Below are 23,870 nucleotides of genomic sequence, written 5' to 3' on the forward strand. Positions count from 1 at the left end.
GGGGCTTCGTGTCCCTCCGCTTCGCTCCGGGGCACGAAGCCCACGCTTGCGGCTCCGCCGCTCTCCGCGCTTCGCGCGTCGATCACTGGGGTGGGCGGGGGGCGGGGGCGCTGACGCGCCGGGGGTGGGGCAGGGGTGGTGGGCTGGGTCGGGGCGTTGATGGGTCGGGGTGAGGTGTGGGGGTGAGGTGTGGGGGTGTGTGGGCTGGGCTGGGTTAGGGGTGGGGGCGGGGGCGGGTCAGGGTGGGGAGTAGGGAGGTTATTTTGGCGACGTTGGTGAGGGCGCCGGCGGTCAGGCGTAGGGCGGGGCCGCCGGGGAGGCCGGGGACGTGGTCCAGGAGCGGGGCCAGGGCGAGCAGGCCGGGCAGGTTGTGGGGCTTGAGGTCGCGGCGGGCGAGCAGGGCGGGGGCGGCGCGGCGGCCGGCGGAGGCGTCCAGGAGCAGGGCGGCGGTGCGGGCCTCGACGGCGGGCAGGTTCGGCCGGCCGGGCGGGAGCGGGAAGACCTCCCAGCCGATGCCGTCGGTGCCGGGCGCGGCGAAGCCCCAGCCGCCGCCGGGCACCGCCAGGCCGGTTCGGGTCCGGACTCCGTGCCGGGCGGCCAGCGCGCCGGTGATGTCGGCCAGAGCCAGCACCCCGGCGTCGAGCAGTTCGGGGGCGGGCTCGCCGGCGCCGCACGGGGCCAGGTCCAGCGCGTGTACGGCCAGTTCGTAGGCGATCGCGCCGAACTGGGTGAGCAGTGGAACCGGGCCGACCTGTGAGCCGGTGCGGGCGAGCGCCAACTCCGGGTCCGCGGCGGTGGCGTCGAACGCGGCGGCCAGCCGCCGGCGGCCGTCGTCGAGCGCGGCCAACAGGTCCTCGAGACCGGCGTCGCGGTGTGCCCGGACCAGGTGCGCGTTGACGTCGTCCTGGTTCATCGGGGCGGCGTCGGGAGCCCGTCGGCCGCTCGCCTCGGCGAGCAGGCGGGCCAGCAGCGGGGCGTCCGGCCAGGACGCGAGGTGGCTGATCACGGCGCGGCCGTCCCAGCCCGGCAGCCGGGACGGCGCGTTCGGGTCGACCCGGGCGGCCAGGTCACGGAAGGCGTCCCACGCGGCGAGGGCCCGCTCGCGCTGCGTTCGGGCGGACATGGAGGCGGTGCCCCAGGGGCCGCTCACGATCTCGATCGAGGACATGCCCGCATACTGCCCGCTCGCCCGGTGCCCGAACGCCGCACCCCGGCCGCCCCGAGCCCGTCCGAAGCCCCCGGCTAGGCTCGCGCCGAGAGGCGGACGTCGCCGCCCGGGACAAGGAGATGCGCATCATGGCCGTCGAGATCGGTAGCAAGGCCCCCGAGTTCGAGCTCAAGAACCAGCACGGCGAGGTCGTTCGACTCGCGGACTTCCGCGGTGAGAAGAACGTCCTGCTCGTCTTCTACCCGTTCGCGTTCACCGGTGTGTGCACCGGCGAGCTGTGCGCGCTGCGCGACGACCTGCCCAACTTCCAGAACGACGACGTGCAGGTCCTGGCCGTGTCCTGCGACGCGCCGTTCTCGCTGCGCGTGTTCGCCGAGCAGGAGGGCTACGAGTACCCGCTGCTGTCGGACTTCTGGCCGCACGGCGGGGTCGCGCAGGCGTACGGCGTCTTCGCCGAGGACAAGGGCTGCGCCGTGCGCGCGACCTTCGTCATCGACAAGGAGGGCGTGGTCAAGTGGAGCGTGGTCAACGCGATCCCGGACGCGCGGGACCAGGCGGAGTACCTGAAGGCGCTCGCGAGCGTCTGATTCGGCGCGGTCGGGGGTTCTCCGGCGGGTTCGGGCGTAGGTCGGGCCGGGTCGGGGTACCCATGCCGCGGCGAGACTCCCGGCGGTCAGGAACTCATGACTAGGATCGGCGCGTTGTCTCGTCTGTAGGCGAAAATTCCGGGGCACCAGTTGCTCCATGAACCTTTGGAGGACTCGTGGGCGTCAGCCTGAGCAAGGGCGGCAACGTCTCGCTCTCGAAGGAGGCTCCGGGCCTCACCGCTGTTCTGGTCGGCCTGGGCTGGGACGTGCGTACGACCACCGGCACGGACTTCGACCTCGACGCGAGCGCGATCCTGCTCAACGGAAGTGGTCAGGCGCCGTCCGACGGCCACTTCGTCTTCTTCAACAACCTCAAGAGCCCCGACGGCTCCGTCGAGCACACCGGTGACAACCTCACCGGTGAGGGCGAGGGGGACGACGAGGCGATCAAGGTCAACCTGGCGGGTGTCCCGGCGGATGTCGAGCGGGTCGTCTTCCCGGTCTCGATCTACGACGCCGAGACGCGCCAGCAGAGCTTCGGTCAGGTCCGCAACGCGTTCATCCGCATCGTGAACCAGGCCGACAACAAGGAACTCGCCCGGTACGACCTCACCGAGGACGCGTCCACGGAGACCGCGATGGTCTTCGGCGAGCTCTACCGCAACGGCGCGGAGTGGAAGTTCCGCGCGGTGGGCCAGGGCTACGCCTCGGGCCTGCGCGGCATCGCCAAGGACTTCGGGGTCAACGTCTGATAGGCGAGACATCACGAACGCCCGCCGACCGCACCCGCGGTCGGCGGGCGTTCGTCGTCCCGGACCGGGGTGGGGTCGTGCGCGCCGCCGTCGGAACGCCCCCTTCCGCACGCTGTGAGCTGTGCGAAAAGGGGGTCCCGCCGGGTCGGGGGCATGGCAAGGTTGAAGCGAATGTACGACGATCAGGAGGAATCGATGGGGGTCACCCTCGCCAAGGGCGGAAACGTCTCGTTGAGCAAGGCCGCACCCAATCTCACCAATGTCTTGGTGGGTCTGGGCTGGGACGCGCGCGCCACCACGGGCGCCTCGTTCGACCTGGACGCGAGTGCGCTGCTGTGCGGTGGTGCGGGCAAGGTGCTCGGCGACGACTATTTCGTCTTCTACAACAACCTCAAGAGCCCCGAGGCTTCGGTCGAGCACACCGGCGACAACCTCACGGGTGACGGTGACGGTGACGACGAGGTGATCCTCGTCGATCTGATGGCCGTTCCCGACCAGGTCGAGAAGGTGGTTTTCCCGGTTTCGATCTACGATGCCGAGATGCGTGGGCAGACCTTCGGACAGGTCCGCAACGCCTACATCCGGATTGTGAACCAGGCGGACAACAACGAACTCGCGCGATATGACCTTACCGAGGATGCGTCAAGCGAGACAGCCATGATCTTTGGAGAACTTTACCGTTACCAGGGGGAGTGGAAGTTCCGCGCGGTAGGGCAGGGGTACGCTTCGGGCCTGCGGGGGATCGCACTCGACTTCGGCGTCAGCGTGCAATGAGTACGTACTGACGGTGTGTGTCAGGGTCGGTCACCCGGTGGGGCCGGCCCTGACGCCTTTTCCGAGTCTCTCGGGTGGGGGAGTGAGGGCCGGTCTTCCTGATGACCCACCCGGAGATGCAATCCCCAGGTAGATAAGGACCTCATCCGTGGTAATCCGTACGTTCGGCTGGTCGTTCGGCGTGACGGTGGCCGGTCTCGCCGTCGCCGCGTATTTCTGGGGGGCGACCGGATTCGGCATCGTGCTGATCCTGTCGATCCTCGAGATCTCGTTGTCTTTCGACAACGCTGTAGTAAATGCCACGATCCTCAAGAAAATGAATGCCTTCTGGCAGAAGATGTTCTTGACGATCGGTATTCTGATCGCTGTCTTCGGCATGCGGCTTGTCTTCCCGCTGCTGATCGTCAGTCTTACCGCCGGAATCGGTCCGGTGGATGTGGTGGACCTCGCGTTCCACGACGACAAGATGATCGACGGGATGACCTACGCGGAGCACTTGGACGAGGCGCACCCGGCGATCGCCGCGTTCGGTGGCCTGTTCCTGTTGATGATCTTTCTGGACTTCATGTTCGACGACGAGCGTGAACACAAGTGGATCGGCCCGCTGGAGCGCGTCACCGGCAAGCTCGGCAACTTCGACGTGCTGTCCACGCTGATCGCGCTGATCGCGCTCGTGGTGACCGCGCAGACGCTCTCGCCCGCGCACAAGGAGGGCACGGTCATGGTGGCCGGCGTGCTCGGCCTGATCGCGTACCTGGGCGTCGGCGGGCTCTCGGACTACTTCGAGACGCACGGCACGCTGGCGCACATCAACGACGAGGAGGAGGGCGAGGACGAGGCCGAGGAGGGTGCGGAGCCGGCCAAGGCCGAGGGTCGCAGCGGTCCCAAGCCCGTGCAGCTCGCCGCCGGCAAGGCCGCGTTCTTCATGTTCCTCTACCTCGAGGTGCTCGACGCGTCGTTCTCCTTCGACGGTGTGGTCGGCGCGTTCGCGATCACCCAGGACCTGCTGATGATCACGCTGGGTCTGGGCATCGGCGCGATGTACATCCGGTCGCTCACCGTCTACCTGGTGCGCCAGGGCACGCTGGACGACTACGTGTACCTGGAGCACGGCGCGATGTACGCGATCGGCGCGCTGGCGACCATCCTGCTGGTGTCGATCAAGTGGGAGATCCACGAGGTGATCACCGGCCTGGTCGGGGTCGGCTTCATCGGCGTCGCGCTGGTTTCCTCGATCATGCGCAACAAGCGGATCGGCCATGTTCCGGGGCAGAGCAACAGCGGTGTGAAGGTCGACGCCTAGCCTTCGACCGCACCCCGCGTCCCGCCGCGGGATCACGACCGGTACCGCGCCCGAGCACCGCTTCGGGCGCGGTACCGGTTTTTTCCGGCCCCGTTATGTTGTGTACTGAAGCCGCCACTACGCGTACGCGCACCGGCCGGGGGATCAGGGAGGGCTTGATGCCGCTTTTCGACTGGCGTCGGGGATTGATGGAGCGCGAGCCCGAGCACGGCGGGCACAAGGTCGCGCTGACCCGCTCGACGCCCGAGGTCTCGCTGACCCAGGCGGGTTCCGCGACCGGGACGCTGCGGGTCAATCTGCACTGGAACCCACAGGTCGAGGAGGCGCCGCCGCGCCAGCGCAGCGGCGGGTTGTTCCGCCCGCTGGCGGTGCAGTCGCCGCCGCTGCCGCAGAAGATCGACCTCGACCTCGGCTGCATGTGGGAAATGAGCGACGGCTCGAAGGGCGTCGTGCAGGCCCTGGGCAACCTCTACGGGGCCTTCAGCCAGCCGCCGTACGTGCGGCTGGACACCGACGACCGGTCCGGCTCGGCCTCGGGCGAGACATTGTTCATCAACATCGACCAGGCGCGGAACGTGCGCCGGTTGTTGATCTTCGTCTACATCTACGAGGGCATCCCGGCGTTCGACCAGGTCAACGGGGTGGTCACGCTGTTCCCGAACTCCGGGCTGCCGATCGAGGTGCGGTTGGACGAGCACGCGCGCGAGGCGCACACCTGCGCGGTCGCGGTGGTGGAGAACCACGGCGACGAGATCGTGGTGCGGCGCGAGGTGCGCTACGTGCACGGATATCAGGCCGAGCTGGACCGTGAGTACGGGTGGGGGCTGCTGTGGGCGCGCGGCTACAAGTGATCGCCCGACCGGTTACCGCTTGGTGACCGCCCGCCGGTGACGGCCCCGGGCGTGAACGCCGCCGCGTGTGCGGCGGCCTTCACGCCCGGGCGTCGTTTGCTCAGCCCTGGAACTGCGGGCCCTGCGGCGGGGTGTCCAGGCGGCGCATTTGGGGCGGACCGCCCTGACCCTGCGGCGGCGTGCCCGGGTACTGCTGCTGGGGCGGCATGCCCATGCCCTGCGGCGGGGTCATCCCGGGCGGCATGGGAGCGCCGTGCGAGGGCGTGTACGGTCCGGGCTGCCCCGGCCCGCCGGGGCCGGGCGGGTACTGGCCCGGCGCGGGTAGCTGCGGGCCGCCCGGAGGCATGTGCATCACGCCCGGCGGGGTTTGGAAGGACATCCCGTGCGCCGGCGTGCCCTGCGGCGGGAAGCCCTGGGGCGGCGTGCCGCCGTGTGCGGGGGGCGGCGGGACCGACGCGCCGCCGGAGGGGGTGTGCGGGTAGCCGGGGGGCGGCCCGCCGATCGTGTGCGGGGCCGGTGGCGGCGGGATCATCGGGCCGTCGTGGCGCGGCGGCGGTGGCGGCACGGGCGCGCCGCCGTACGGCGTGTTGCCGGAGAGGGGCAGCACGCCCTGCGGTGGGGCCTGCCGGTGCGCGGGCGGGGCGGGCAGCGTGCCCTGGCCGTAGTGCGGCTGCGGCAACACGGCGGTGGGAGCCGGCTCCTGGTACGAGGGCGGCGCGGGCGGGCCGTCGCGGTACGTCGGGGGCGGCGGCGGGGCGGGCGCGCTCGGCGGGGACTGGTGCACCGGCGGCAGCGGCGTCGGCACGGGAGCCGGTGTCGAGGCGCTCGGCTCGTCGTCGACGCTGATCCCGTAATCGGTCGCCAGGCCCGCGAGACCGCTCGCGTAGCCCTGCCCGACCGCGCGGAATTTCCACTGGTCGCCGCGCCGGTAGATCTCGCCGAATACGAAGGCCGTCTCGCTGGTGGCTCCGGCGATCGGGAAGTTGAGCAGCTCGCCGCCGCCGTCTGCGTCGTACAGTCGAAGGACGAGGCCGGGCACCGAACCGATGGTGCCACCGTCCGCGGACGCGGCCACGATCACATGTTGCACATCGGCGCCGAGGGCGGCGACGTCCACCCGGACACCGTCCGTGCAGCGGTCGGGCCCGGTTTTCTTGCCCTCGTGCACCACCATGCCGGACGGGTGCCGGGGCTGGTTGTAGAAGACGAAGTCGTGGTCGCCGCGCACCTTGTTGTCCGCGCCGAGCAGCAGAGCCGAGGCGTCCATGTCCGGAACACCGGCTCCCGGCCGCCATTCGAGGACCACGCGCACGGACCGGGCAGGGAGGGCCGTATTCGCTCCCTTGGACATCACCTGGGTCATGCGCCCATCCTGCCGTCCCGAAGGAGGTGCGCTCAACGTGGGGCGTGCTCGTGACGATTGTGTGAACACATGGTCCTATAACCGGATCGTACGTCTTCGATTTTGCTTTTCGGTTACCGTAGGCAGCGCCTGCCGGCGGCTCACCGGCTCGGCGCGAATGCGCCTTCGGGACAAACCAGGGCGCGTACGGGTTCCCGCCCCGTCGCGCCTTTGCCACCACCACCGTCAGTCGAGGGGGATCAGAACACGATGCGGCATTTCGGCTACTTGGACGATGCGGTCCGCGATCATCTGTTCCACCGCCCGCCGGGGGCCTTCGACCGGGACAGCGACCCCGCCGTGTTGGCCTCTGCGCTCGGTGCGACGCTCTACAGCCCCGCTACGCGTGGCACGCTCGCGGCGGACATCGTCAAGCAGGCAGCCCGCGGTGTGACCTCGATGGTGTTGTGCCTCGAGGACTCGATCGACGACCGCGAGGTGGTCGGCGCCGAGCAGAACCTGGTCGAGCAACTGGCCGAATTCGCAGGCTCCGGAGTCGAGGGCCCGCTGCTGTTCATCCGGGTTCGGCACCCCGAGCAGATCACCGACCTGACCGAGCGGCTCGGTGACACCCTGCGCGTGTTGTCCGGGTTCGTGCTGCCCAAGTTCGAGCCGGACAGCGGCGCGCGCTACCTCAAGGCTCTGGACGAGGCGATCGCGATGAGCGGGCGCCCGCTGTACGCGATGCCGGTGCTGGAATCGCCGTCCATCGCCTACATCGAACACCGGCGCGCCGTGCTCGCCGAACTCGCCGAACTGATCGGCGCGCACCGGGACCGGATCCTGGCGGTGCGGATCGGCGCCACCGACTTCCAGTCGGCGTACGCGCTGCGTCGCTCGCGCGATCTGACCGCGTACGACGTGCACCTGGTGGCCGGTCTGATCGGCGACATCGTCAACGTGTTCGGCCGCGCGGACGGCACCGGACACGTGATCAGTGGACCGGTGTGGGAGTACTTCCCGCAGGGCGAGCGGCTGTTCAAACCGCAACTGCGGCGCACCCCGTTCGCCGAGGCCGAGGACCCGGACGAGGCGGTCGAACTGCGTACCCGGCTGATCTCGGCCGACCTGGACGGGCTGATCCGCGAACTCGAACTGGACAAGGCCAACGGCCTGCTCGGCAAGACCGCGATCCACCCCAGCCATGTGGCGGTGATCCACGCGATGTCCGTGGTGACCCACGAGGAGTACTGCGACGCCACCGACATCCTGGCCGAGAGCGCGGCCGGCGGCGGGGTGCTGCGCTCGGCGTACACGAACAAGATGAACGAGGTGAAGCCGCACCGGGCCTGGGCCCAGGCGATATTGCGCCGGGCGCACGCCTTCGGCGTCGCGCGCGAGGAGGTCACCTTCGTCGACCTGCTCGCGGCCGGCATGGAGTGAACCGGCCGCCGGGGCCTGGCGTCTCGGGGCGGTGGGATTCGATCGGGTATCAGGGAAGCGGGTTCGTGGGTTGAGGGAACATCGGATGGAAACCTGGTCGGGGAGTTGGGTCGCCGAGCGGCTCGACGTGACGCTCGCGGGGGACGGACTCGACGCTTTGGTCGGGCTCGCGCTGCGGCGGAACCCGCGCCGGGCCCACCTGTTGGTGTCCACCGTGCTCGGCAAGCACATCCCGCAACGACCCGAGGTGGTCCACGACGCGGGTCGCGACCTGGGCGCGCGCGTGGCGGCGGTACTGGCCGGCGAGCCGACGCCGGTGGTGCTCGGGTACGCGGAGACCGCCACAGGGCTGGGGCACTGCGTGGCCGAGGTGCTGCCCGGGGCGACCTACCTGCACTCGACCCGGCGCCCGGTGGCCGGGGTGGCGCAGTTCGGTGCGTTCGAGGAGGAGCACTCGCACGCCACCTCGCACCTGATCCTGCCGAGTGATCCGCAACTGCTGACCGAAAGTGGGCCGTTGGTCCTGGTGGACGACGAACTGTCCACCGGGCGAACGGTCGCCAACACCATCCGGGCGCTGCACGCGGTCGCGCCGCGCGCGCACTACGTGATCGCCGCGCTGATCGACGTGCGCGGCCCGGCCGACCGGGCCGAGTTCGAGGTCTTCGCGGCCGAACTCGGCGCCCGGGTGGATGTGGTGGCCCTGGCCGCGGGCACCGTCGCGCTGCCCGAGGACGTGCTCGTGCGCGGTACCGAACTGGTGGCCGTGCACGACGACGAGCGGTCCGAGAGCGGCGGGGCGGGTCGCGTGCGCACGCTCGACCTGGACTGGCCCGCCGACCTGCCCGACGGCGGCCGGCACGGGTTCACCCAGGCCGACCAGGACGCGCTGGAGGCGGCGTTGCCGGCGCTGGGCGCGGCGCTGGCCGAGCGGGTGCTCGGTCGGCGGATCCTGGTGCTCGGCTTCGAGGAACTGATGTACACGCCGCTGCGGTTGGCCCGCGCGCTGGCCGAACACGTGGGCGCGGACGTCGAGGTGCGCTACTCGACCACGACCCGCTCGCCGGTGCTCGCGGTCGACGATCCCGGCTACGCGATCCGCACCCGGCTGCAATTCCCGTCCCACGACGACCCCGCCGACGGTCCCGGCGCCCGCTACGCGTACAACGTCGCGGCCGGCACCGACCCCGCGCGGCGGTTCGACGAGGTGCTGATCGTCGTCGACTCGGTCGCCGACACCCCCGAACTGCACGCGCCCGGTGGCCTGCTGGACGCGCTGTCCCGGGTCACCGACCACGTCGGTCTGCTCGTTGTCCCCTCCTTCACCCCCGAGGTGCGCAGGTCATGAACCACCAGCCGAGCCCGCACGGGCACGACACCGGCAAGCTGCCGGACCCGCTGTACGGGCCCGCGTTCTCCTCGTACGCCGCCGACGAGGTCGCGTGGCTGCTCAAGGACCTGTCCGCGGTCGAGTTGGAGGCGCCGCTGGAGGAGCGCGAGGAGGCGATCCAGCACGCGGGCGCGCACTACGCCGAGTCGCTGCCGATCGAATACCAGCCCTCGCCCGAGTACCAGGCGTTGTTCCACGCCGCGTTGGACGCTTCGGCGGACCGGATCGCGCACGCGGTCGGCGTGGTCACCGAGACCATCCTGGCCGAGCGCGGCCGGGACGCGGTGCTGGTCTCGCTGGCCCGGGCGGGCACCCCGGTGGGTGTGCTGATGCGCCGCTGGGCCGAGCGCGCGCACGGCCTGACGCTGCCGCACTTCGCCGTGTCGATCGTGCGCGGACGCGGCATCGACACCACCGCGCTGCGTTGGCTGGGTCGCGAGTTCGACCCGTCGCGGATCGTCTTCGTGGACGGCTGGACCGGCAAGGGCGCGATCACCCGGGAACTGTCCGACGCGTTGGAACTGACCGCCCAGACCACCGGCATGCGCTTCGACCCGGAACTGGCGGTGCTCGCCGACCCGGGCTCGTGCGTGCGCACCTACGGCACCCGCGACGACTTCCTGATCCCCTCCGCGTGCTTGAACTCGACAGTGTCCGGGCTGGTTTCACGCACCGTGCTGCGGGAGGACCTGATCGGTCCGGACGATTTCCACGGCGCGAAGTTCTACGCCGAACTGGCCGATGTCGACGTTTCCGGTCTGTTCCTGGACGCCGTCACGGCGCGGTTCGGCGCGGTGGCCCAGGACGTGGCGCGCGACCAGCCGCTGCTGGCCGCGAGCGACCGGTCGCCTACCTGGGAGGGATGGCGCGCGGTGGAGCGGATCGGTGCCGAGTACGAGATCGACAACATCAACCTGATCAAGCCCGGCGTCGGCGAGACCACGCGGGTGCTGCTGCGCCGGGTTCCGTGGCAGATCCTGGCCCGCAAGGGTGTCGGCGCGGAGTTGGACCACGTGCGGATGCTCGCCGCCCAGCGCGAAGTGCCGGTGGTCGACGTGGACGACCTGCCGTACTCGTGCGTGGGCCTGGTCAAACCGGGCTTTCGTCGGGACGGGGGCAACGCGTGAGCATCGTGGTTGCCAGCGACCTGGACCGCACCCTCATTTATTCGAAGGCCGCCGCCCGACTGGGCCTGGCGGCCGCGGACCCGACGCCCGAGTTGGTGTGCGTGGAGGTGTACGACGGCGCGCCCATGTCGTTCGTCACCGGCGGCGCGGCCGTGCTGCTCGCCGAGTTGGCCGAGCACACCACCTTCGTGCCCACCACGACCCGCACCCGCGAGCAGTACGCGCGGATCGTCCTGCCGGGCCGGGCGCCGGAGTTCGCGATCTGTGCGAACGGCGGCCACCTGCTCGTGCACGGCGAGAGCGACCCGGACTGGCAGGCGGGTGTGCGCAAGACGCTGGCCGCGAACGCCGCACCGCTGCCCGAGGTGGTCGCCCACCTGGAACGGGTCGCCCGTCCCGAGTGGACGCACAAACTCCGGGTGGCCGAGGACCTGTTCACCTATCTGGTGGTGGAACGCGCGGACCTGCCGCCCGAGTTCGTACCCGAGACGACCGCGTGGGCGGCCGAGCGCGGCTACGGCGTCTCGCTCCAGGGCCGCAAGCTCTACTTCGTCCCGGAGGCCCTGACCAAGGGCGATGCGGTGCGCGAGGTCGCCCGGCGGGCGGGCGCGGACGCGGTGTTCGCGGCGGGCGACTCGCTCCTGGACATCGAACTGCTGCGCGCGGCGGACGCCGGGGTGCGCCCGGGGCACGGCGAGCTGGCCGAGACGAACTGGGGTGCGCCGCACGTCGAGGCGCTCACCGAGCAGGGGGTGTCGGCGGGCGAGCGGATCGCGGCCTGGCTGCTGGAGCGGAGCCGGTCGCCGGTGCGGTGACGGGTGGTCGGTGACCGGTGACCAGTGGTCACCGCACCGGCGGTCGATGATCGCGGTGGTCTCCGTGATCGGTGGTTGTCGGTGGTCGGTGGTCTCGGTGGTCTCGGTGGTTTTGGCGGGGATTGAAGGCACGGCCTCGGGTCCGGCGCGGTTGAATGGGCCGCGACGAGGGAGAGGAAGCGCCGTGGATCCTGCCGAGTGCGTGGTGTGGTGGGCGGAGCCGGATCCGGACGCGGTCGCGCGGGCCTGGCTGGACGGCGCCGAGCGGGCCAGGTACGAGCGTTATCGGCGGCCCGCCGATCAGGCCAGGTTCGCCACCGCCCGAGCGCTGGCCCGGGGTGTGCTCGCGGCTCGGCTGGAGGTGGCCCCGGGCGACGTGCGCTTCGACACCACGTGTCGGTTGTGCGGGTGCGACCGGGGCAAGCCGCGGGTCCTCGGCGGCCCGGCCGACCTGGACTTCTCCATCTCGCACGCGGGCGAGCGGGTGGTGCTCGCGGTGATCGAGGGCGCCGAGGTCGGCGTGGACGTGGAGCGGATCGCCACCGTCGAAGGCACCTTGTCGGCGGCCGAACTGGCCGCGCAGGCCCGGCTTCCGACCCGGTCGCGGGCCGTGGACGCGATCACCCGGTGGACCCGCAAGGAAGCGCTGCTGAAGGTGTACGGGCTGGGCCTGACGGTGGATCCGCGCACGCTGACGGTGTCCGGCGCGGGTGAGCCGCCTCGGCTGCTGGACTGGCCGGATCCGCCGTCGACCGTGCCGGCCGCGGGGGATTCGGGCGGTGCGTGGGCCGATCCGGAAAGCCGACATCCGCACCGCGAGCAGGAGGCGGTGCGGATGTACGACCTGACGCCGGGGGTGGGCTATGCCGCGACCGTGGCGCTGCGTGGGCTCGGGCGGTACGCGGTGGTGGAGCGGTGGGCGGGGGTGTCGCCGACCCGGGAGACGGGCTCGGAGCAGGGCGTCCACCCGGACCCGGAGCGAGGCTCGGAGCGGGGCTCGCCGGCCGGGTCAGACGCACGCGCCGCGGACGGTCAGTAGTTCGGCCCGAGCGTGCAATTGCCGGCCGCACTCCATGTCGAAGGTCAGCTCGAAGCCGTCCCGCGCGGCCCGCACCCGGGTCAGCGCCACCTCGGTGAACCGGTCGAGCGCGCCGCACAGCTCGTGCATCACCAGCCCGGTCGAGGACAGGCCGAGCACCGTTCCGTCACCGAGGGTCACCAGGTCGCAGCCCCGATTGCCGCTCGCCGCCTGCGCGTCGGTCACCCGCAGCGGACCGCGGCCGAGCGAGTGCAGCCAGGTGACCGCCTGGCGATGCAGTACCGCGCGCTCCTCCTCGTAGGCGAGGACCATCATGCGATGCATGTCGGTCATGTCGTTCGTGTGCAGCGGCAGCGTGGGGGCGGTACGCGGCTCCCGCCGCAGCGCGCGCAGGTTCGGCAGCGCGAGAACGACGAGGAGAAGCGCGAACAAGAGCATCAAGAGCACGGGCATGTGCGACTTCCCGGTGTCAGCATCGTGGTCGACGGCGCGGCACACGGGGGTGTCGGACCCGTGAATCGGGATCAAGGTCCCGAAGTCGGCCGGTCCGACGACTTTAAACCTTAAATTTCGGGAAGGTGGGTGATGGTGCCGATTCTTTACCCGACTGGTCGAACATCGCAACGATTTCACTACGCTGAGTTGCGTAAAGTGTGGTATATGCGGCTAATGTCGCTTTTCTGATTTTCGTTGCTGACGCGACGTGATGTCGAGTGATGTCAGTGCGGTCCGGGGCCGGCTCGGTCCTCACGGATGACCTGCACCGTGGCCGCGACCTCGGCCCGGATGGCGCGGGTCTCGCTGAGGAAGCGCCACCAGTTCGGGCGCGGCTGCTCCGGCTCGGCGGCGATCGCCTCCAGGCGGAAGACCAACGCGTCCAGGCGGCGGGCGTAGCGCTCCTCGGCATTGGCCCGACCGCCGAGCGCGAGCCGCTGGGCGTCGCGCAGCGCGAACCGGGTGCGCTCCAACTCGGCCTCGGGGTCGCGGGCCACCTCCTCCAGCGCGCGCAGGCGGTCGGAGACCGAGGCCATCGCCTCGTCGGCCTCCTTGAGGGTGGCCCGCGCGGTGGCCAACCGGCTCACCGCGTCGGCGTACTCCCCGCGTCCGGCCGAGGCGCCTGCCTCTTCCAGGCGGGCGTGCGCTACGCCCAGTGACTGTCGGGCCTTGGCCGGCACCTGTTCGAGGTCGGTCCAGCAGGACTGCACGTAGTCGCGGCGCAGCCGATGCAGGGCGGGTTCCACGCCGGCCAGTCGCGACTCCAGGGCCTGCGCGCGGGTGCGCAGCGAGGACAGCCGGTTGGTCACCTCCTCGCGCTGCCGGGGCAGCCGCTCCGCCTCGGCGCGCAGTTCGCCGGCCGAGGTCTCGATCCGACCCGCCACCTCCAGCGTGCCCGGGATGCCGAGCGCGGCCGGGCCCTTGTCCAGTTCGGCGAGGTCGCTGCGGATCGCGGCCAGGCGGGTGGTGAGCGTGCTCGTGCCCAGTCCCGCCCGCTCGGTGTCGGCGACCGCCTGGGCGGCCTCGGCGGCGGCGCGGCGGGCCCGATCCACGGCCGGCGGCAACTGGCCCAGTGCGTGCTCGGCGTCGGCGAGCAGTGGGCCGAGCGAACCGGCGAACCGGTCCAGGTCCTGGCGGACCGCGTCGAGCTTGCGCGCGGTCTCGGTCAACTCCCGGCGAGCCGCCTCGTATTCGTCGGTCTCCAGTTCGACGTCCAGCGGATGACGGTCCATCAGCGCGATGTACGCGGCGCTGGCCTCGTCGATGCGCAGGCTCACCGCGGCGAAGGCGCGCAGCGCGTCCTCGGTGCCGCGCGCGCCGCGGACCGCCCGGACCGTCTCCAGCGAGAGCATCATGTCCCGCTGCGCGGTGTCGAGCTGGAGGAACGCCTCGCCCGCCGCCTCGCGCGCGGCCAGCGCGGCCGAGCGGGCGGCGTCCTTGCGGCGACGCCACGGGCGCGTCTCGCCGCCGGCGAACGCGGCCGGGAGCACGGCCAGGAGCAGCGGCGCGAGCGTGATCGACAGCGGAAGGCCGACCCCCAGGGATCGTCGTGCGGATCCGACCACCACGCCTGCTCCCGTCACCGTGCGAACCGTGCCCACTCCATCCTGCCCATCCTTCCAGGTGCTGTCCGATGGAGGTCCACCAACCGTCCCCCGGGGCGTGTCCGACCGGACGGATGGGCTGCGCCGGGTTCGCCCATTACGAACCCCTCGCAAGGTGCGAACCATGTGTAACCACCCGGGCTCGACCACAACCATCGTCAGCCACCGGCGACGACCGAGGACGAAATGTGCGCTACCTCTCCTTTACCGACCGTCGACGCGGTGTACTCGCCGCCGGGCTCGTCGGCGCGACCCTCGCGGCGGCGGGCCGCGCGGGCGCGGCGCCTTCGACGGGCGAGGCGAAGGGTCCACACGCGATCGTGGTCGGGGTGGGCCGGGAGCGCGAATCGCTCGGCCCGATCTCGGGCCACGGCAACGACGGTGAGCTCTTCGACAACCGGCTCGCGCACGCCGCGGGCCTGCGCGGACCGCGAACGGGTTGCCTCGACCCGCGGACGCGGGGCGCGCGGTGTTGCCGGTCGATCACGACCCGGCCGGGGCGGCGCGGATCACGGATCGGGCGGCGGTGATGTACGCGGGGAGGATCGTCGAGACGGCGCCGGCCGACGCGCCGTTCTGCGTGCCGGGCCTCGGCATCCGGACGCGCGGGCTACTCGCGGCGCTGCCCGAGCGGGAGTTCGTACCGATTCCCGGCATGCCGCCGGAACCGAGTGGGTCGCGGGCCGGGTGCGCGTTCGTGCCGCGCCGCGATCAGGTGAGCGATGGTCGGCTTCAACGCGCTTGCCTGGCAAGGGCGTTGGTGTTGCGGCCGAGGTGTCCGGTGGGCGATGAGATGAGCTCGATGTCGGCTGCGTCGACCATCGCCGCGCCGGTGGGTGTGGTGGAGCGGTATCGCGCGTCCGGTGATGCGGGATTGTCGGCGGTGAGCCACGATCCGCCGTTGTCGGGGCGGTGGGGTGCCCGGGTGGTGGGGTACGGGTGGTGGGGCAGCCGGGATGAGCGCGGATCTCGGGTCGGCCCTCGGGGGCCGGCCCGGCGGCGTGGCGCGGCGCAGTATGGCGTGGCGTGGCCGCCGGACCGGCGGATCCGGGTCAGAACTTGACGTCGGAGCAGGAGTAGAAGGCGTTGTCGGTGTCCGCGACGTCCCAGACCGCGAAGATCAGCGCCTGGCCGGTGCGGCCGGCCGGGAGGGTGCCGGTGTGCACGGTGTGCGCGGCCGGCAGGGCGCCGCCGTACGGGACGGTCAGGAACGGCGTGCTCTCGATCTGCGCGCGGCTGATCGGCTGGGTGGGATTCCAGCTCGGCTTGGTGATGTAGTAGCGGAACGTGCTGGTCGAGTGCCTGGCCTCGATCTCCCAGGTGAAGCTGAACGTGGCGCCGGAGGTGAGCGTGGTGGTCGGCCAGGCGCCGCCGCGCGGGTCGTCGAGCGGGGCCCATCGGCCGTCCGCGCCGGCACACAACTTCCCGTCGGCGGGTCCGCCCGCCGGGTAGCCCTTGGGGCCCTCGACGCTCTGCGGCTCCCACTGGATCTGGCCGCACCTCTTGACCTTGCCCTCGCCGCACAGCGCGGAGCGACTCTTGGGGCTGGAGACGAACCCGTGGGCGGAGGCCGAGGACGGCAGCATCATGAAGGGCAGCGCGACCGCCGCCGCGCTCAGCGTGGCCAGGATGGTCCTCTTGCGCATGGAACTTCTCCTCGTGAACGAAGTCGTGCCGGGACTGGCCGACCCGCTCGGTGCGGCCTCGAACCGACCCGCCCGGGTACCGCGGGACGTGGTCGTCGAGTCGATGGGACCGTCGAATCCGCATCCGAACGTGCAGCCACACGGTCCGGGTGCGGACCGCATCGGTGCGACCTGCGCGAGTCGCGTGCCTTCGTTACCGGGGTGCGCTCGATCACGCTAGGAGGCCCGCTTCGAGGCGGTCAATGGTCTGGACCTGTGCCGGCACAAATTGGCGAACCCCGCGGCCGGTCACGGTCGGTGACCTCAGCCGAGCGAGTCCGGGATCGGGACGGCCACGCCGGAGACGCGGACCCGGGGGTCGTCGGCCCGGAGGTCGACGGTCAGTACGCCGGGCCGGCCCAGGTCGTCGCCCTGATGCAGGGTGAGTGTGGTCGACGCGGGGACCAGGTCCAGGGCCCGCAGATAGTGGCCGAGGGCGGCCGCCGCGGCGCCGGTGGCCGGGTCCTCGACGACGCCGCCGATCGGGAACGGGTCGCGGACGTGGAAGGTGTCCGCGCTCTCGCGCCAGACCAGTTGCAGGGTGGTCAGGTCGCGGGCCCGCATGAAGTCGGCCAGGCCGTCGAAGTCGTAGCGCAGATCGGCCAGCCGGGCCCGGCCGGCGGCGGCCAGGACCAGGTGGTGGGCGCCGGCGTACGCGTAGGCCGGCGGGATGGCCGGGTCGAGGTCGTCGACGGCCCAGCCGAGCAGGGCCAGCGCCTCGGCGACGTCGGTGGCCGGGACCGCGGAATGCCGCGGCTCGACGCTGGTCAGCGTGGCGCGCAGGGTGCCGTCGGCTTCGGCGATCACGTCGACCGGGACGACGCCCGCGCGGGTGGCGAAGACGAGTGCGCCGGGGCCGATCCGCTCGGCGACGGCGACCGCGGCGGCGACGGTGGCGTGCCCGCAGAACGGGACCTCGGCCAGCGGGCTGAAATAGCGCACGTCGAAGACGCGGGAGGCGTCGGCGGCCGGCGCGGCGGGGTCGGTCGCCGTGGACCGGGTGAGGAACGCGGTCTCGGAGTAGCCGAGTTCGGCGGCGATCGCGAGCATCGCCGAATCGGTGAGACCGTCGGCGGCCAAGACGACGCCGGCGGGGTTGCCGCCGGCCGGGTCGGCGGAGAAGGCGGTGTAGCGGAGGGGTTTTCCGGCGTCCGGTGTCGTCATGTCGTGGCCCAACGCGTGGTGTCGACGAGACATTCCTGGGGTGGGCGACGTTCGGCGCGGGCCGGGGCGGCACGATGCGCCGGCAACCGGCCGTCGGGCGTCGGGTGCACGCCGACGGCCGGTCGCCGGCCCGCGGATGACCGGTACCCGGCGAGCCGGCGGGCGTCGGCTCAGCCGGAGGCGAGGCGCCAGAAGTCGCGCATCAGGGTGGGGGGTGTGGGGCCGGAGAGTTCGACCTGGGTGAGCAGGACGGTCGCCGTGCCGGTGGACGGGACGACGTGTGCCGCCGTACCGGTGCCGCCCACCCAACCGAAGCGGCCCGGGACGTTCCAGGGGTCGATGGGCTCGACGTCGACCGACCCGCCGAAGCCCCAGCCCTGGCCCTGAAGGAAGAGCCGGGACGCGTCCCGCTGCGGCGCGGTCAGGTGGTCGGTGGTCATCCGGCGCACCGACGCCGGGGTCAGCAGCTGCCGGCCGGCGGCGCCGCCCTCGGCGAGCAACATCCGGGTGAAGGCGTGCAGGTCGTCGATGGTGGACACCAGGCCGCCGGCGCCGGAGGGGAAGGCGGGCGGGCTGCTCCATTGGCCCTCGGGGGCGTCGATCAGATCGAGGCCGCCGGTCGGCGAGGTGCGGTAGCAGTACGCGAATCGATCGAGATCGGCGGCCGGCACCGAGAAGCCGGTGTCCACCATGCCCAGGGGCTCGAACAGTCGCTCGGCCAGGAAATCGGCCAACGACCGACCGGAGATCCGGGCGATCAGCACGCCCAGGATGTCCGAGCACGTGTTGTAGAGCCAGGCCACGCCCGGCTGGTGCAGCAGCGGGATCCGGGACAGCCTGGCCAACCACTCGTCGGGGTCCGGGACCGCTTGCGGCCGCGGCGGTCCCTGGCCCAACTCGGTGAACAACGGCGCGAGCGCCGGCAGCGAGAAGTCGGTGGGGAAGCCGTATCCGGCTCGGAAGGTGAGCAGGTCGAACACGGTGATCGGACGGGTCACCGGGATCACGTCGTCGATCGGCCCGCCCGGCGTACGCACCACGTTCGGCGCGGTCAACTCCGGCAACCAGCGGCCGATCGGGTCGCCCAGGGCGAATCGACCGTCCTCGACCAGGGTCATGATCGCGGCGGCGACGACCGGCTTGGTGAGCGACGCGACGCGGAAGATGGTGTCCCGGCCCATCGGGAGGGTGCCGGCGGCGTCGAGCGAACCGACCGCCTGGACGTCGACGCGGTCGTGGTGTGCGATCAGGGCCACCGCGCCCGGTAGCGCTCCGGTGTCGACGTGGGACTTCAGGAGTTCGTGCAGATTGCTTGCCGGGCTGGTCATCGGGCCACCTTCTCGTGCGGGAACGCGGTCGAGGGTCCGCAGGTAAGACTCCCGCGGTGGCGCGCCGTCATCGGTCCCGAGCGGCCGAATCCCGTCGCCTCGGGGCAAGGCGGCGGGAGCCGACCGTCCTGGTGGACGCCGGAGCCGGTGGGGCGTGGCGCCGGGTCGGGCCGGCAGGTCACGGTTGTCTCGTGCGATCGCCAGGATATGAGCCGTACTTGATATTCCGGGCGAAATCACGTGACGGGCCGGGGGGTCCACTGCGTTGTAGTTAGTGGGTATGCGTGCGACGCGGGGCGGGCTTCGATGGGACGCTCGCCGGGTTGGACACCGCGCCGAGTGGGGCGGTGCGGGCATCGCGGCGTGCCGGGCGGGAACGGTGCGGGCGCGCGATCCGAGAGGGCATCGGGTGGCCTGCCGACACGGCCTCCGGGTGGGGTAGGACATGTGGTCGAACGGACGTCTAGGAGACAGCAGGCCGATGGGAACCCCGAGATCTGAGGAGAAGGAACTGGCCGCCGCGATGCGGACGGTGGCGTCGGAACTGGCGCTGCCGGCCGGGTTGGTCGCGGGAGGGATCGCTCGGGGTCGGCGGATGCGGCGGGCCCGTCGGCTCCGGATGGGCGCCGCCGTCGCGGCGGTGCTGGCCGTGGCGGGCACCGGCGTGGTGGTGGCGACCGGCACGGAGGACGCGCCGCGGAGCCGGGTGGCGTCGGGAGCGGCGGGGGTGCCCACCGGTTCGCCGACGCCGAGTGTGACCTCGGATCCGGGATCCGGGATCTCCGCACCGGCCGGGAAGGAGCCGGTCTCGGCACAGGAACTCGCGCGGATACTGCTGCAACAGCCGGAGTTCGGCGCCGTGCAGCGGGTTCCGGTCGGAAGCGCGCTTTCCCCGAAGTCGGGCGGTGCGGGGATCCGGGTGGGCGCCTTTGCCGGCGTGACGTTGGAAAACGGCAAGGGAACGACGCTGCTTCGAGTGTCGGTGTGGGCGAGTACCCCGAAGGCCACTGGACCCGATTGCCCCGACACGGACAGCGTCGCCGGCCGCTGTACGGCCATCGTCGAACCGGACGGCACGCGTGGATACGCCGTGGAAACGATCCCGACCTACCTCGGCGGGAACGGGAAGGATGGATTGGGCGGACAGATCACCCGCTCCGTGCGGGTGGTGCGTCCGGACGGAGTGGAGGTCTCCATCGCGGAGACGACCGAGTACGTGGGGAACAGTGCCGTCGCGACGTCGGAGAAGCCGCCGTTGCCGCTCTCTCGGCTCAAGGAGCTCACCCTGAAGCCGTTCTGGCAGCTCTGGGTGGACCCCGAGGTCAATCTGGCCGCGCGGGGGAAGGTGACCGGTTTCAAGGAGGTGCCGGTGACGTTCGATCCCGACATGATCTGGACGCGGGAGCCGCCGGTGACGTCCACGTTGCCGCCCGCCGGTCCGCCACAGCCGCCGACCCCGACCCGCTGAGCGGGCGGGTGCCGGGAGGGGCCACCTGATGCCTGCCGAGGGCCCGGGCGCCCGGACCGGAGGCTGCCCGCCCGGACACAGCCGCGCCGCCCCTGAGACGGGGCGACGCGGCCGGGGTGGGTCGGTCGGGTCAGGTCAGGCGCTTGCACAGGAGGGCGTCGGGGGTCCTGGTCGAGCCGATCCGGCCGGTGTACGCGACGCCGGCCGCGTATTCGTCGGCTCCGCACTGGCCCTTGTACGCGCCGGGGGCGAACTCGCCGCCGGGGTTGCCCGCCGGTCGGTTGTCACCCCGGTCGAACCACACCGTGCGGGACGAGGAGCCGAGCGTTGTAGTCGGTTGGGTGCACAGGATCGCGGAGACGGCCGCGCCGCGCACGCTGTATCCGGTGATCATCCGGCCGGTGGGGCATTCGAGCTTGGTGTAGCCGGTGGCCCAGTCGTTCTGCACGTACGACTCGTCGCGAACGACCGTGTAGCCGGCGCCGATCGGGGACAGGTCCGGGCCGCCGGTGTCGGTGCACAATCCTCGGTTGCCGGTGTGCGCCAGGCCGATGACGCGTTCGCCGTCGGGGCAGACGCCCTTGCGGGCGCCGGAGTCCCAGTCCGGCCGGGTCCGCATCCGCAGCGAGGGCTGGGCGTCGGCGTGGTCCAGATTGAGCATGTTCCAGCGCGCGGAGGCGGCGATCGTGCCGGTGCGCCCGGTCGCGCCGACCAGCCTGGTCCAGGCGGCGGTACGCCAGTCGGTCGGGTCGTCCGCGATGCCGCTGCGCACGCCGTTCGGGTCGAAGCGCAGCAGGGCCCACGAGTCACCCTGGCCGTTGCCCTTCCAGCCGACCAGCGGCCAGTAGGCGAAGTCGAGGTCACGGGCGATCAGGTAGTCCGTGAAGTTGGTGAACCAGGCACGGGCGACCGGATCGCTCTCCTCGGCGCCGGTGCCGAATTCGCTGATCCACACCGGGGCGGTGTGGTGCTGCCCGTCGGTGGTCACGTACTGCGCCGATCGGTCTATCTCGGCGAACAGTTGATCACGCGTCAGGTCCTGGTAGCGGGCGTCGTGGGTTTCGCCCAGGCCGTACGCACCGCTGTGGTTGGGGCCGGTGTACCCGTAGAAGTGCGCCGAGTAGACCAGCTTCCTCGGGTCGACCAGGGTGTGTGACAGCGTGCGCACCGGCGTCAACGTGGGGCGGCCGTGCGGCAGGAAGTCGACCGGAACGCCCGTCCAGTTGATGCCCTCGACGATGATCAGCAGATCCGGGTTGGCCTCGGTCAGGATGCGATTGCCCGCCTCCAGCGACGCGGCCTGCCAGTCCTTGTCGTTGCCCCAGCCCCAGTTCGGGTCGTCGGTGATGTTGCGCCGGACCTCGTTGTACAGATCGGCGCCGACCACACGCTTGTTGGTCTTGTAGCGGTTCGCCATGGTGATCCAGTCGGTCACCCATTCGGCGGTGCTTCGTGAGGTGTTCCAGCGCTCGTTGCCGTCCACACCGCAGCACCAACGAGTGGTGCCGGTGTGGTTGTTCAGCACGACCGCGAAGCCGTCCGCGGTCAGCGCGGCGACCACGGCGTCGAACACCTGGAGCGGGGTCTTGCCGCGCAGTTGCGGGTTGGCGGCGACGGCCGCGTCGGGCACGGTCGCGGTGGCGTGCAGCATCTCGTTCGAGAAGGGCAGCCGGATGCTGTTGACGCCGACCGCGTGGAAGCCCGCCAGGATCGCGGGCAGGCTCGCCCGATCCAGCCCGAGCGGCATGCCGTTCGCGTTCTCGCCGCTGTGGTGGTTCGCGGGGTCGGCGATGTCGCCCGAGCCGTTCCAGGTGCCCTGGGCGCCGGCCCAGTTCGCCGAACGCAGCTTGAATCGGTTGCCGTTCGCGTCGACGATCCAGCGGCCGCTCGCGGACAGGGGAGCTGTCCAGGAGGCGGCGAGGGCGGACGCCGGGGAGGTGGTCGGCGCGGTTGCCTGTGCGGTGGGGGCGGCCGCGTCGGCTTGGGGGCCGATCAGGAGGCCGGCGGCCATGGCGGTCAGCGCGGTCAGGGCGAGGGCGGGGCGGGTGAGTAGTCGGTGCCTGGTGCGATGCATCGGTACCTGCCTCGATTGAGGGATGAGGGTTGTGTGCGGTGCGGCAGCGCGATTGGTGCGGTGCGCGGTGGTGCGGTGTGGTGCAGCCGTGCGGTTGTTGCGGTGCGCGGCAGTCCGGTGTGGTGCGGCTGTGGGGTGGTCAGGCGGATTCGGGGGCGGTGGTGGGTGCGGGCTCGGTGGGGTGCGAGCCCAGGACGGCCACGGCTTGGGGGGCGAGGGTGACGCGGCGCGTCGTCGGTTGGCCATCCGCGAGCAGATCCCGGCGTGGGGTGGGGAGTTCGACCTCGTGTGCGTGGCCGGTGTGGTTGAGCAGGACGAGTACGTCGTACCCGTCGCCGGTGCGAATGCTTGCCTGGACGCCGCGCGGGAGCACCGGCAGTACCGGCTCGACGCCCGCGTCCGCGCAGGCTCGGGCGATCAGGCCGCGCATGGTCGCGGAGTCCGGGCGGGTCGCGATGTAGCGCGCGATGCCCGCGCCGTGCGTGTGCACGGTCGCGGCGGGCCGGCCGGCCCACTCGGCGCCGGCGAACTCCAACTCGGCCCGCGCGCCCTTGAGCGTGACGTCCTCGCGCCACAGGTCGCCGGTACCCGTCGGCGGCGCGTCACCCGACCCGGAAACCCCCTGTACGGGGAACACCGCGCCCGTGTCGGCCGGCCAGAACTCCTCGACCGATATGCCCAGTACCTCGCGCAGCGGCCCCGGGTAGCCCCCCAGGTGCACCCGATCGCATTCGTCGACGATGCCGCTGAAGAACGACACGACCAGCGAACCGCCGTCGGCGACGAAGCGAGCCAGCCGGTCGGCGTGTTCGGTGGACAGCAGATACAGGCTCGGCACGATCACCAGGCGGTAGTCGGAGAGGTCGGCGCTCGGATGCACGACGTCCACCCCCACGCCCAGGTCGAACAGCGGTGCGTAGTGGTCGAGTGCGCGGTCCGGGTGGCGGACTGCGTCGGAGGGGTGCGAGTCGAGTTCGAGGGCCCACCAGCTGTGCCAGTCGGACAACAACGCGACCCGGTTGCGGATCCGGGTGCCGACCAGTTCCGGTACGCGGGTCAACTCGTTTCCGAGTGCGGACACTTCGCGGAATACGCGGGTGTCGACGCCGGCGTGCGGGACCATCCCAGAGTGGAACTTCTCCGCGCCGCCCCGGGACTGGCGCCATTGGAAGTACATGATCGCGTCGGCGCCCTGTGCGACGGCCTGCCAGCTCCACAGCCGCATCCGGCCGGGGGCCTTGGCCGCGTTGCGGGAGCGCCAGTTGACGGCGGACGGCGCCTGTTCGGTGAGCAGCCACGGCTTGCCGCCGCCGGCGGAGCGGATGGTGTCGTAGCTCATCGCCGCGTCGATGTGGGCGTGGTCCAGGTTCGGGTCCGGGTAGCTGTCCAGGGACAGGACGTCCATGGTCGGTGCCCAGTCGTACATGTCCACGCTCTTGAGGCCGGCCAGGAAGTTCGTGG

18 protein-coding genes and 1 pseudogene are annotated in these 23,870 nt (G+C 71.5%); 10 read left to right on the forward strand and 9 right to left on the reverse strand.

Annotated elements, in window-relative coordinates; translation table 11 throughout:
• Window positions 1–214: 214 nt before the first annotated feature.
• Window positions 215–1,168, reverse strand: a complete 954-nt coding sequence (locus ACIRL2_RS50390; protein ID WP_402242392.1) for a maleylpyruvate isomerase N-terminal domain-containing protein — start codon at window positions 1,166–1,168, stop codon at window positions 215–217.
• 128 nt (window positions 1,169–1,296) lie between these two features.
• Here ACIRL2_RS50390 and ACIRL2_RS50395 point away from each other — a divergent pair, with 128 nt between their 5' ends.
• The 5 genes from ACIRL2_RS50395 (at window position 1,297) to ACIRL2_RS50415 (ending at window position 5,435) form a co-directional block, all read left to right on the forward strand.
• A complete protein-coding gene (locus ACIRL2_RS50395) occupies window positions 1,297–1,755 on the forward strand; it encodes a peroxiredoxin (RefSeq protein ID WP_395872738.1) in 459 nt (152 codons plus the stop codon).
• Window positions 1,756–1,931: 176 nt separating this feature from the next.
• Window positions 1,932–2,507, forward strand: coding sequence for a TerD family protein (locus tag ACIRL2_RS50400; protein WP_395872739.1), 576 nt, complete (start codon window positions 1,932–1,934; stop codon window positions 2,505–2,507).
• Window positions 2,508–2,702: 195 nt separating this feature from the next.
• Complete coding sequence (locus ACIRL2_RS50405) at window positions 2,703–3,281, forward strand: TerD family protein (RefSeq protein WP_395872759.1); 579 nt, start codon at window positions 2,703–2,705, stop codon at window positions 3,279–3,281.
• 148 nt (window positions 3,282–3,429) lie between these two features.
• Window positions 3,430–4,584, forward strand: a complete 1,155-nt coding sequence (locus tag ACIRL2_RS50410) for a DUF475 domain-containing protein (protein WP_395872740.1) — start codon at window positions 3,430–3,432, stop codon at window positions 4,582–4,584.
• A 158-nt stretch (window positions 4,585–4,742) separates the two neighbouring features.
• On the forward strand, window positions 4,743–5,435 hold the full coding sequence (locus tag ACIRL2_RS50415) for a Tellurium resistance (protein WP_395872741.1): 693 nt from the start codon (window positions 4,743–4,745) through the stop codon (window positions 5,433–5,435).
• A 100-nt stretch (window positions 5,436–5,535) separates the two neighbouring features.
• Here the strand turns inward: ACIRL2_RS50415 and ACIRL2_RS50420 are convergent, their stop codons facing one another.
• Window positions 5,536–6,798, reverse strand: a complete 1,263-nt coding sequence (locus ACIRL2_RS50420) for a TerD family protein (protein WP_402242395.1) — start codon at window positions 6,796–6,798, stop codon at window positions 5,536–5,538.
• 249 nt (window positions 6,799–7,047) lie between these two features.
• On the opposite strand from ACIRL2_RS50420, the gene ACIRL2_RS50425 reads away from it, so the two are divergent.
• The 4 genes and pseudogenes from ACIRL2_RS50425 (at window position 7,048) to ACIRL2_RS50440 (ending at window position 12,591) form a co-directional block, all read left to right on the forward strand.
• Entirely contained in the window at window positions 7,048–8,220 is a 1,173-nt protein-coding gene (locus ACIRL2_RS50425) for an HpcH/HpaI aldolase/citrate lyase family protein (protein ID WP_395872743.1), read from the forward strand.
• Window positions 8,221–8,305: 85 nt separating this feature from the next.
• Window positions 8,306–10,737 (forward strand): annotated as a pseudogene (locus ACIRL2_RS50430) (phosphoribosyltransferase).
• Window positions 10,734–11,552 (forward strand): HAD family hydrolase, encoded by an 819-nt coding sequence (locus ACIRL2_RS50435; RefSeq protein ID WP_395872744.1) that lies wholly within the window; start codon window positions 10,734–10,736, stop codon window positions 11,550–11,552. The pseudogene ACIRL2_RS50430 and the gene ACIRL2_RS50435 overlap by 4 nt, the downstream one beginning before the upstream one ends.
• 184 nt (window positions 11,553–11,736) lie before the next feature.
• A complete protein-coding gene (locus tag ACIRL2_RS50440) occupies window positions 11,737–12,591 on the forward strand; it encodes a 4'-phosphopantetheinyl transferase family protein (protein ID WP_402242399.1) in 855 nt (284 codons plus the stop codon).
• Here ACIRL2_RS50440 and ACIRL2_RS50445 read toward each other — a convergent pair.
• From ACIRL2_RS50445 to ACIRL2_RS50465, 5 genes are all read right to left on the reverse strand, one after another.
• Entirely contained in the window at window positions 12,562–13,044 is a 483-nt protein-coding gene (locus tag ACIRL2_RS50445; protein WP_395872746.1) for a hypothetical protein, read from the reverse strand. The genes ACIRL2_RS50440 and ACIRL2_RS50445 overlap by 30 nt on opposite strands.
• 266 nt (window positions 13,045–13,310) lie before the next feature.
• On the reverse strand, window positions 13,311–14,669 hold the full coding sequence (locus ACIRL2_RS50450) for a hypothetical protein (RefSeq protein WP_395872747.1): 1,359 nt from the start codon (window positions 14,667–14,669) through the stop codon (window positions 13,311–13,313).
• A 1,073-nt stretch (window positions 14,670–15,742) separates the two neighbouring features.
• The gene (locus ACIRL2_RS50455) at window positions 15,743–16,336 is read right to left on the reverse strand and encodes a lytic polysaccharide monooxygenase (RefSeq protein ID WP_395872749.1); all 594 of its coding nucleotides are present in this window, start codon (window positions 16,334–16,336) and stop codon (window positions 15,743–15,745) included.
• Window positions 16,337–16,639: 303 nt separating this feature from the next.
• A complete protein-coding gene (locus ACIRL2_RS50460) occupies window positions 16,640–17,539 on the reverse strand; it encodes a PhzF family phenazine biosynthesis protein (protein ID WP_395872750.1) in 900 nt (299 codons plus the stop codon).
• A gap of 170 nt (window positions 17,540–17,709) precedes the next feature.
• Window positions 17,710–18,867 carry a serine hydrolase domain-containing protein gene (locus tag ACIRL2_RS50465; RefSeq protein ID WP_402242402.1) on the reverse strand — a complete coding sequence of 386 codons (1,158 nt, stop codon included), beginning with the start codon at window positions 18,865–18,867 and terminating at the stop codon, window positions 17,710–17,712.
• Between the two features lie 481 nt (window positions 18,868–19,348).
• On the opposite strand from ACIRL2_RS50465, the gene ACIRL2_RS50470 reads away from it, so the two are divergent.
• Window positions 19,349–20,335 (forward strand): hypothetical protein, encoded by a 987-nt coding sequence (locus tag ACIRL2_RS50470; RefSeq protein WP_402242404.1) that lies wholly within the window; start codon window positions 19,349–19,351, stop codon window positions 20,333–20,335.
• A 130-nt stretch (window positions 20,336–20,465) separates the two neighbouring features.
• Here ACIRL2_RS50470 and ACIRL2_RS50475 read toward each other — a convergent pair whose 3' ends face one another.
• Window positions 20,466–22,409: a glycoside hydrolase family 5 protein gene (locus tag ACIRL2_RS50475; protein WP_402242406.1), complete on the reverse strand. Its 1,944-nt coding sequence runs from the start codon at window positions 22,407–22,409 to the stop codon at window positions 20,466–20,468.
• Window positions 22,410–22,548: 139 nt separating this feature from the next.
• A partial coding sequence (locus ACIRL2_RS50480) for a beta-galactosidase trimerization domain-containing protein (protein ID WP_402242408.1) occupies window positions 22,549–23,870 on the reverse strand: 1,322 nt, incomplete at its 5' end.

Origin of the sequence: Embleya sp. NPDC127516 (assembly GCF_044765325.1) — a bacterium.
Classification (GTDB): Bacteria; Actinomycetota; Actinomycetes; order Streptomycetales; family Streptomycetaceae; genus Embleya.